An 8,811-nucleotide genomic window follows, 5' to 3' on the forward strand; every position below is an offset into this window, starting at 1 on the left:
AAAAAAATAACCTAAGATGAATCATAATCGTGTTAATAAATATGTCTAATAGATGATAAACGGATTGAAAATGACATTTGTTTTTCATCTTTTAAAGAAAGCAATTGGTCTTTTAGGTTTAGACGAGTAACTCGCCCTTTTAAGGTTTGCAAAACTCCATTTGTGTAGTAATCAATTGTAATAAATCCACTTTGAGTTAGTTTTTTCAAGTACATGAATATCCCCCTTTCATTAGTAATGGATTACACAATACACATTGAAGAAGATGTTAAAAATTTGTTAAATCAGAGGGAAGAAAATATCCTGCAAAAGTTTATTTTTTTAGATCCCGATGAAAACCTAATTGATGTTAAAATTACATCTTAATAGCTAGAACTTGATTTACATTATTTGAACAAAATAAATAAAGGATTTGTCGAAAAAAAATAAGTGAATTATAATGACAACAAGAATGTACTAGAATATGGAGGAAAAACGAATGAAATTTCCAAATGATGCTGATGGAGACGCTCTACGTAGTTTATATAAAGATGGATTGGATTTTAAAAAACAACAATCAGTGGAGTTTTTTGTTGCCGTGCCTGATAAAGCGACAGGTGAAAAATTATCGCAAGTATTAAAAGGAGAAGGATTCAACTGTTTCCTAGAGCAAGACGACGAAACTGATGAGTGGGCATGTTCTTGCTCTAAAAGAATGCTTTTAAATTATAACGAACTAATTAAAATACAGGATCAATTAAATAACTTAAGTAAACCACATGGTGGTTATTCTGACGGTTGGGGAGTTTTTGTAGATTAAAAGGATTGAGGGAGGTATTTTTGTTAGGTGAAGTACCGTAAAACTTTCAAATCTCCTATGTGAATCAACTTTTCCAATCTTATTTTTGAGGTTCAAAATCATCCACTCCACATAATTGAAGTAGGAGTATTCTTTCAGTAGAATTAATTAAAATTAAAGTTTCGCCTAAATCCCACTTGACAGATAGGATTAGTTTGTTTAAGCTCATATTAAGATATGGATTTTCAAAAAATTCCCCGACTGGTTTAATTTAATAAACAACCAGGAGATCAATCCCTACTTTTCACCAACAGCAGGGAAACTTGTTTTGAACTAGCAAAAGGCAAGCAATGTATGCCATCCCATCCGTCACAGGTAGGATAAGTATAGTTATTATCAACATAATACAATACATCCATATATTTAAGGGTCTATCAGACAACTGAAGGCTCCAACTCTTAGTATCTAGGAGTTGGAGTTTTTTTTATACATAAGATTCTGAATTTCTTAGTTGTTTTATTGTTTAGGGGTTTTTGACGACTATTAAACCAAGTTATCGGATGGGATAAGTAGTATAAGGAGGTAGCATTTAAAATGTGTGGGAACTTACAAATGCTATTTAGTTGGTAGAGAAGTCAAATGTTTATTTATTCTATTTTTATAAGGAGGAGAAGGATAGTGAGTGTTTCCATGTCGTCATTACAAAAAGTATTCATTAAGCAGCAGAGAAAAACACAAGTATTACAAGATATAAATTTCCAAGTGAAGCAAGGCGAATTCGTAACCATTATCGGACCGAGCGGATGTGGTAAGAGTACACTGTTGAAGCTTATTGCTGGTCTTGATAACGAATATGAAGGAACGATCAAAATCAATGACCAAGAAATAGCAGGACCAAGCATAAAACAAGGATTTATTTTTCAAGAACACCGACTCTTTCCTTGGCTGACGGTGGAGAAAAATATAGCAGCTGATTTATCTCTTAAAAATGCTAATGTACGCAAAAGGGTTGATGAACTCATTGAAATTGTAAGATTAAAGGGGTTTGAAAAAGCATATCCTAAGGAACTTTCTGGAGGGATGTCTCAAAGGGTGGCGATTGCCAGAGCGTTATTGCGGGATCCGGAGGTGATGTTGCTTGATGAACCATTCGGTGCACTTGATGCATTTACACGAACTCATTTACAGGATGTGCTGTTAGAGATTTGGCATCAGAAGAAAACGACTATGATTCTAGTTACGCACGACTTAGATGAATCTATTTATCTTGCTGATCGTGTCGTGATCATGAGTTCAAGACCAGGTAAAATCAGCAACATTATTCCGATTGATTTACCTCATCCTAGGAAAAGGGCGGGCCGGTCATTCCAGGAATATAGACAAAAGGTATTAAGTGAATTTGAAAAAGTAGATGAACTTCAGTTGATTGAAGGCTCAGGTATTTAGAGGAGGATGGAGAAAATGATTAAGAAGTTGAGGGTATCTGTTTTATTATTTACAGCAATTATGATGGTTATTTTAACAGGATGCACATCAAAAACGACAACAGTAAATGAGAAGAATGGAAAGAATGAAAATCTAACAGTCAATATAGGAATTCAACAAAGCTTGGGTCCGTTATTGATTGCAAAGGAAAAAGGTTGGTTTGAAGAAGAATTCGAAAAGGTTGGCGTAAAAGTAAAATGGACAGTATTTCAAAGCGGTCCGCCCCATTTTGAAGCAATGGCAGCCAATCGATTAGATTTTGGTGCAGTGGGCAATTCACCTGTAGTTGCTGGTCAAGCAGCAAATATTCAGTTTAAAGAAATTGCAAATGTAAGTGATGGGCTTAAAGGAAATGCGATTCTTGTTTCTAAAGACAGTCCGATTAATACATTAAACGATTTAAAAGGGAAAAAAATAGCAGTGGCAAAAGGAAGCAGTGGGTTCAATGTACTGTATCGTGCTTTAGAAAAGGCTGGATTAAAACCGGATGATGTAAAAATTATTCAATTACAACCAGATGAAGCACAGCCAGCGTTTGAAACAGGAGCCGTAGATGCTTGGTCTATATGGGAACCTTTCGTTTCGCTTCAAACTTTAAAGAAAAATGCAAGAGTACTGGCGGATGGTAAGTCATTGAATGTTTATTCACCAGGTTTCGTAATTGCACGTAAAGAATTTACAAAAGAGCATCCTGATCTTGTTGTACGCTTTCTAAAAGTATTCGAAAAAGCGCATCTTTATGAAAAAGAAAACCGTAATGATGCAATCGATTTGTATGCAAATGCAAAAGAAATTGATAAGGATGTAATACGTAAGGTACTCGAAAACAACGAATCTCGTAATCTGCCAATATCAGAAGAAATTATTAATGCACAGCAGGAAACCGCAGATTTCCAATATTCCCTTAAAGCAATTACAAAGAAAATCGATACATCAAAGGTAGTCGATAATTCTTATATTAAGCAAGCATTAAAGGAATTGAAGGAAGAACAAAATAAGTGAGGTGATTTTAGATGAGCAAAGCAAAACTAGCCCTTCCATCTGATAATACGATTAGAGAATTTAGGAAACATACAGTTGCTAAGCAGGTGAAGGGCACTAAATCCCAGGTTCCTTCATTAATAATTGCACGCGGCTTGGTTTTACCAATCCTCATTTTAGTTGTGTGGCAATTGTTAGGATCACTTTTACAGGTGTCTAATACGATTTTACCAACACCATTAGATATTTTTCAATCGTTTCGGGTTTTAATACAATCGGGTGAATTATTTGGGCATTTAAAAATCAGTGTCACCCGTGCTCTAATTGGATTTATATTAGGTGCAAGTTTGGGTCTTCTGTTCGGGACGATAACCGGTCTTTCTAAAAAAACAGAGCAATTTATTGATCCATCTTTGCAAATGTTACGGACTGTGCCCCATTTAGCATTAGCACCGCTGTTTATTCTATGGTTTGGATTGGGAGAATTATCAAAGGATTTGCTAATTGCACTTGGAGCGTTTTTCCCTTTATATGTAAATACCTTATTAGGCATTCGCGGAGTGGATAAAAAATTATTTGATGTAGCCCGCATTTTGGAATTTAGTAGAGGGAAGCAAGTAACACTACTAATTTTTCCTGCTGCTCTTCCTAATATTTTACTTGGGGTTCGCCTATCATTGGGCGCCGCTTGGCTAGGATTAGTTGTTTCTGAATTGATGGGTGCAAGTGAAGGAATCGGCTATTTAATTATGGATGCAAGACAATTTACCCGCACAGATGTTGTTTTTGTTGGAATTATTATCTTTGCACTTGGAGGTAAATTAGCTGATTCAATTGTTCGTGTATTAGAGTCCAGATTATTAAAATGGCGAGATAGCTATCAGGGAGAAAATGTAAGTTAATGAAAAATTGGCGTTTGCAAAAATTAAAGTTGTTTACTGGTGCGTTAAATCCGATTAAAACTATCGATTTACTAAAAATTAATATTTATTCTTTAAATTACTTTTTGTAGGGAGTGTAAAATTAATGGAAATTTTATGGTTTATTCCAACACATGGGGACAGCAGATATTTAGGAACGACAAAGGGAGGACGCCTAGCTGATTTTTCTTATTTTCGTCAAGTCGCTCAAGCAGCTGATCGTCTTGGATATACAGGGGTATTAATACCAACAGGAAGATCATGCGAGGATCCTTGGACATTAGCTTCGTCGCTGGCGGCTGTTACAGAACGATTGAAATTTTTGATTGCTGTTCGACCAGGAATTATGTCCCCGTCTGTTGCAGCAAGAATGGCTTCAACAGTGGATCGTATTTCCAATGGACGTCTTCTTATTAATGTCGTCACAGGTGGTGACCCTGTTGAATTAGCTGGTGATGGATTATTCCTTTCTCATGATGAACGTTATGAGGTTACAGATGAATTTTTAACCGTCTGGCGTAATCTTTTAGAAGGAAAAGAGGTTCAATATGATGGGAAGCATGTGAAAATAGAGGGGGGAAAACTGCTCTTTCCTCCTGTTCAGCATCCGCATCCTCCTATTTATTTCGGGGGCTCATCGCCAGCAGGGCAAGCTGTTGCCGCAAAACATACAGATGTTTACTTAACATGGGGAGAGCCACCTGCACAGGTGGAACAAAAAATAAGGGAAGTTCGCCGTTTAGCTGAGCAAGAAGGAAGAACAGTACGATTTGGTATTCGCTTACACGTAATTGTTAGGGAAACAGAAGGAGAAGCATGGGAAGCTGCTGATCGCTTAATTAAATATATTGATAATGATACGATTGAGGCAGCACAACGTACATTAGCCCGTCAAGATTCTGTTGGACAGCAGAGAATGATGAAGCTCCATAAAGGAGGAAGAGAGACACTAGAAATCAGTCCGAACCTTTGGGCAGGGGTTGGTCTCGTTCGAGGTGGAGCTGGAACAGCCCTTGTAGGCAATCCTACACAAGTGGCAGAGAGGATGAAAGAATATTCGGCCTTAGGTATTGATACATTTGTGCTATCGGGATATCCACATTTAGAAGAAGCGTATCAATTCGCAGAGTTAGTATTTCCACATTTACCGCTGAAGAAAAGAGACGGCAACAATATCACTCAACAAAACAATCATCCCATTGGAGAAATGATAGCAAATCAGTACGTTCCTGAAACAGCAAAATAAATATTTATTAGCAAAAGGAAGGAGTACATAAACCTTCCTTTTGCTATGGAAAAAACAAAAATACCCTTAACACTCCGTATCCAATATATACTACTATCGTCTCTATTTTTCAGACTATTCTTTATATTAAAATGAAAATAAAAGATGAAATGGGAGAGGGTATGGATGCTGCCACAAAAACAGAAACTACTATCTAGCAAATTATTAATTGTTTTCACTGTTATATTATTATTAGTATATAGTTGTTTTAAAAATGATAAGATCGTTGAAGCCGCAAAGCCAGACCGAATAGCTCCATCTTCACCTACAAACTTCTATGAAACTGGTATTACTGACACAACCATTTCGTTAGTTTGGAATAATTCCACCGATAATATTGGTGTCACTGGTTATGACATTTACCAAGATAATAGATACATAGGGAATGTTGCTTCCACTCAGTACGTGGCTAAGAATCTGACTCCGAATACCTCCTATAGTTTTTTTATTAAAGCAAGGGATGCGCGAGGAAATCTTTCGAATCCCAGTAATATCATTCAAGTTACAACGAATCCTAAGACATCGATGGACCAACCTCCCCAAGTCAGTGAAATCCAAGTTTCTCCTATTCCGAGTGATGGGAAGACAGTAAGTGGAACCGTTACTTTGTCAGTAAATACGAGCGATGATAAAGGAATTAGTAAGGTTGAGTTTTATAGTATTAATGGCGGCTATTTAATCCGCTCGCTAACAACCGCTCCTTATACAGTGAATTGGGCTACGAATCCATGGGTGGCTGATGGAGAACAAATAGTAAAAGTCGTTGCTTACGACACTGCAAATCAAACAGCTCAAGTTTCAAGAACGATTCTAGTAAATAATTCCGTTACACCAGTACCAACAGAATATAAAACAGTGGGCTATTTTGCAGGTTGGGCTACTTACTCGAATTATCAAGTTTCCGATATTGATGCTAGTAAGCTTACCCATTTGAATTATGCATTTGCTAATATTTCTGCCGAAGGAAAAATTGAAGTGGGGGACTCCTGGGCCGATATTGAACAATCATTTCCCGGTGATACAGCAGATCAGCCTTATAAAGGGAATTTCTATCAATTAACGAAGCTTAAACAACAATATCCACATTTAAAAACATTAATCTCAGTCGGAGGCTGGTCATGGTCGGACAACTTTTCGGATGTAGCATTAACCGATCAATCCCGAACAATCTTTGCAGATAGCTGTTTGCAATTTATCTTAAAATATGGATTTGATGGAATCGATTTGGATTGGGAATATCCAGTTGCAGGAGGAGAAGCAGGGAATAGTAAACGCCCCGAGGATAAGCAAAGTTTTACCCTATTAGTCAAGAAAATAAGAGAAACGTTAGATACTCAAAGTTCAAAGGATGGAAAAACGTATTTATTAACGATAGCTGGTGGGGCAAACAAAGGTTACGTGGCAAATACGGAATTAAACCTGCTTCAACAGTATCTGGATTACATCCAACTCATGACTTATGATTTTCATGGATCTTGGGACACGTTGACAGGGATGAATGCTCCATTATATCGGGATCCGGAGTCAAGATTTTCAGAATTTAGTATCCAAGATGCCATACAGACTTATATCGATAGTGGGGTGCCTGCAAATAAACTCGTTATGGGTATTCCCTTCTACGGAAGAGTCTACAACCAAGTAACCAATACGAGTAATGGTTTATATCAGTCGTTTACGGGCGGAGGATCGGCTGTCAGTTATGGACAAATAGAAGCAAGTTACCTTAACAAAAACGCATTTACTCGTTTTTGGGAACCTGATTCCAAAGTGTCTTGGCTGTTTAATGGTTCTCAATTTATTAGTTATGATGATACCGAATCGATTGGATATAAAACCTCTTTGATTAAGTCGATGGGGCTGGGAGGAGCCATGATGTGGGAACTAAGCCAAGATCCCAATAAGGTGTTATTAAGCAAGATTTATAATGATTTAAGATAATAAATGTAAATGAAAAGCTCTAGGGCCAATATTAAGGATGGTCCTAGAGCTTTTATTTTTTTGTATACATTTATGAAAGTCCTAAAAGGATTTTTGAAGATCCGAATATTCATCAACTGCTTGCATTTTATAAAGGTATTCCGGCAGGTTCAGTAGAAGTTATTATTTCGAAAGAAACAGCCGATATTGATGGTTTGGTGGTTGATGAAAACTTTCAGAAAAAAGGAAAAGGCAGCATGTTGCAAAAATTTGTGATGGAGAAATATGATAATAAGACCATCATTTTAGTAGCAGATGGTGAAGACACTCCAAGAGAAATGTACAGAGAATAAAACTATCAGTATCTGGGCTTTAAATATCATAGACATAAAGTTTTTGAAAATTAGTTTCTATATTGTTTTGAGAAAGTTGAATGTGGAGAGGAGACATACGTTCTACTATTAGGATTCATTTAAGGAAGAAGAATGTAAAGGATACAGTATGTTTCGATTAGTGTATAAAAAAAGGCTGGTAAAGGTATTACCGTACATGCCCCAATTACTGATGCATTCATATAAGAAGAGTTAGGGAATGATGAGGTAGAAAGGGAGAAAAGTTACTTAGTTTCACACCTAGATGGTGAATTTACTCCTTTGTTTGAAGAAGTACCAGAGAAGTATCAAATTTCATATGCGGAATATAAATAGAAAGGGAACCTTGATATATTAAATTTATAGTTGCGTGCATTATAAAATTTAATTGGTAATACATATTCATTAAATACGTGGAGGTGGTTATATGGAAACAATCCGAAATATGTATGAGCATTTAAATTGGTCTAATCAACGAATTCTTGAAACCCTGCAAAATATGGATGTGGAGAACAAACAGGTTAACAATCTATTCTCACATATTCTTTTTGCAGAACAGGTTTGGTTTACTAGGTTAAAAGGATCAGACACTTCAGAATTACCTATCTGGGCAGAGGTTAGTTTAGAAACTTGTGTAGCATTGGCTAACCAGAATAATCAACATTTTAAAGAATTCCTTTCTGGTTTAACTAATCATGCACTCGAGCAGATCGTCTCATACAGAAATAGTAAAGGCATAGAGTTTAATAATTCTGTAAGGGACATATTGACCCATGTCACAATACATGGTCAATATCACCGAGGGCAGATAAATCTCCTGCTTAGAGCCAATGAAACCGAACCTGTTAATGTAGACTTTATTACATTTAGGAGATAGAAGTAGGGATACTGGTCCTAAAAAACGAATCGAAACAACCAATCCTTTGGGAAAAATAGGGTTCTCAAGCGTCGTAAAGAAGGAAAAAACATAAATATTCAAAAAGCATCATAAACAAGAGCCTCTATAGTTAGTGTTCAAACAGTTGTTAGATAAATTTCTAACAGCTGTTTTTTTCTTTTGGCTATGTTAAAGCT

At 36.4% G+C, this 8,811-nt stretch carries 9 protein-coding genes; 8 read left to right on the forward strand and 1 reads right to left on the reverse strand.

What is annotated here, in order from left to right; all coding sequences use genetic code 11:
* Positions 1-32: 32 nt before the first annotated feature.
* On the reverse strand, positions 33-215 hold the full coding sequence (locus V7137_RS22450) for a hypothetical protein (protein WP_335700135.1): 183 nt from the start codon (positions 213-215) through the stop codon (positions 33-35).
* A gap of 263 nt (positions 216-478) precedes the next feature.
* Between V7137_RS22450 and V7137_RS22455 the strand changes: the two genes are divergently transcribed.
* The 8 genes from V7137_RS22455 to V7137_RS22490 all read left to right on the forward strand — a co-directional run bounded on the left by V7137_RS22455 (position 479) and on the right by V7137_RS22490 (position 8,614).
* On the forward strand, positions 479-799 hold the full coding sequence (locus V7137_RS22455) for a ribonuclease E inhibitor RraB (protein WP_335700136.1): 321 nt from the start codon (positions 479-481) through the stop codon (positions 797-799).
* Between the two features lie 657 nt (positions 800-1,456).
* Positions 1,457-2,224, forward strand: a complete 768-nt coding sequence (locus V7137_RS22460; protein WP_335700137.1) for an ABC transporter ATP-binding protein — start codon at positions 1,457-1,459, stop codon at positions 2,222-2,224.
* A 15-nt stretch (positions 2,225-2,239) separates the two neighbouring features.
* The gene (locus V7137_RS22465) at positions 2,240-3,265 is read left to right on the forward strand and encodes an aliphatic sulfonate ABC transporter substrate-binding protein (protein ID WP_335700138.1); all 1,026 of its coding nucleotides are present in this window, start codon (positions 2,240-2,242) and stop codon (positions 3,263-3,265) included.
* 11 nt (positions 3,266-3,276) lie between these two features.
* Positions 3,277-4,146, forward strand: coding sequence for an ABC transporter permease (locus tag V7137_RS22470; protein WP_335700139.1), 870 nt, complete (start codon positions 3,277-3,279; stop codon positions 4,144-4,146).
* A gap of 124 nt (positions 4,147-4,270) precedes the next feature.
* Positions 4,271-5,410 carry an FMNH2-dependent alkanesulfonate monooxygenase gene (gene ssuD, locus V7137_RS22475; RefSeq protein ID WP_335700140.1) on the forward strand — a complete coding sequence of 380 codons (1,140 nt, stop codon included), beginning with the start codon at positions 4,271-4,273 and terminating at the stop codon, positions 5,408-5,410.
* Positions 5,411-5,575: 165 nt separating this feature from the next.
* Positions 5,576-7,387, forward strand: a complete 1,812-nt coding sequence (locus V7137_RS22480; protein WP_335700141.1) for a glycosyl hydrolase family 18 protein — start codon at positions 5,576-5,578, stop codon at positions 7,385-7,387.
* Positions 7,388-7,455: 68 nt separating this feature from the next.
* Positions 7,456-7,719, forward strand: coding sequence for a GNAT family N-acetyltransferase (locus tag V7137_RS22485; RefSeq protein WP_335700153.1), 264 nt, complete (start codon positions 7,456-7,458; stop codon positions 7,717-7,719).
* A gap of 445 nt (positions 7,720-8,164) precedes the next feature.
* Entirely contained in the window at positions 8,165-8,614 is a 450-nt protein-coding gene (locus V7137_RS22490; RefSeq protein WP_335700142.1) for a DinB family protein, read from the forward strand.
* The last annotated feature ends 197 nt before the right edge of the window (positions 8,615-8,811 follow it).

Origin of the sequence: Neobacillus drentensis, assembly GCF_036962765.1 — a bacterium.
GTDB lineage: Bacteria > Bacillota > Bacilli > Bacillales > Cytobacillaceae > Neobacillus > Neobacillus drentensis_C.

Excerpts from the sequence above, each read along its gene's own strand:
- V7137_RS22450 (WP_335700135.1), bottom strand. The coding sequence starts at position 215 with ATGTACTTGAAAAAACTAACTCAAAGTGGATTTATTACAATTGATTAC.
- V7137_RS22455 (WP_335700136.1), top strand. The coding sequence starts at position 479 with ATGAAATTTCCAAATGATGCTGATGGAGACGCTCTACGTAGTTTATAT.
- V7137_RS22465 (WP_335700138.1), top strand. The coding sequence starts at position 2,240 with ATGATTAAGAAGTTGAGGGTATCTGTTTTATTATTTACAGCAATTATG.
- V7137_RS22470 (WP_335700139.1), top strand. The coding sequence starts at position 3,277 with ATGAGCAAAGCAAAACTAGCCCTTCCATCTGATAATACGATTAGAGAA.
- ssuD (WP_335700140.1), top strand. The coding sequence starts at position 4,271 with ATGGAAATTTTATGGTTTATTCCAACACATGGGGACAGCAGATATTTA.
- V7137_RS22480 (WP_335700141.1), top strand. The coding sequence starts at position 5,576 with ATGCTGCCACAAAAACAGAAACTACTATCTAGCAAATTATTAATTGTT.
- V7137_RS22490 (WP_335700142.1), top strand. The coding sequence starts at position 8,165 with ATGGAAACAATCCGAAATATGTATGAGCATTTAAATTGGTCTAATCAA.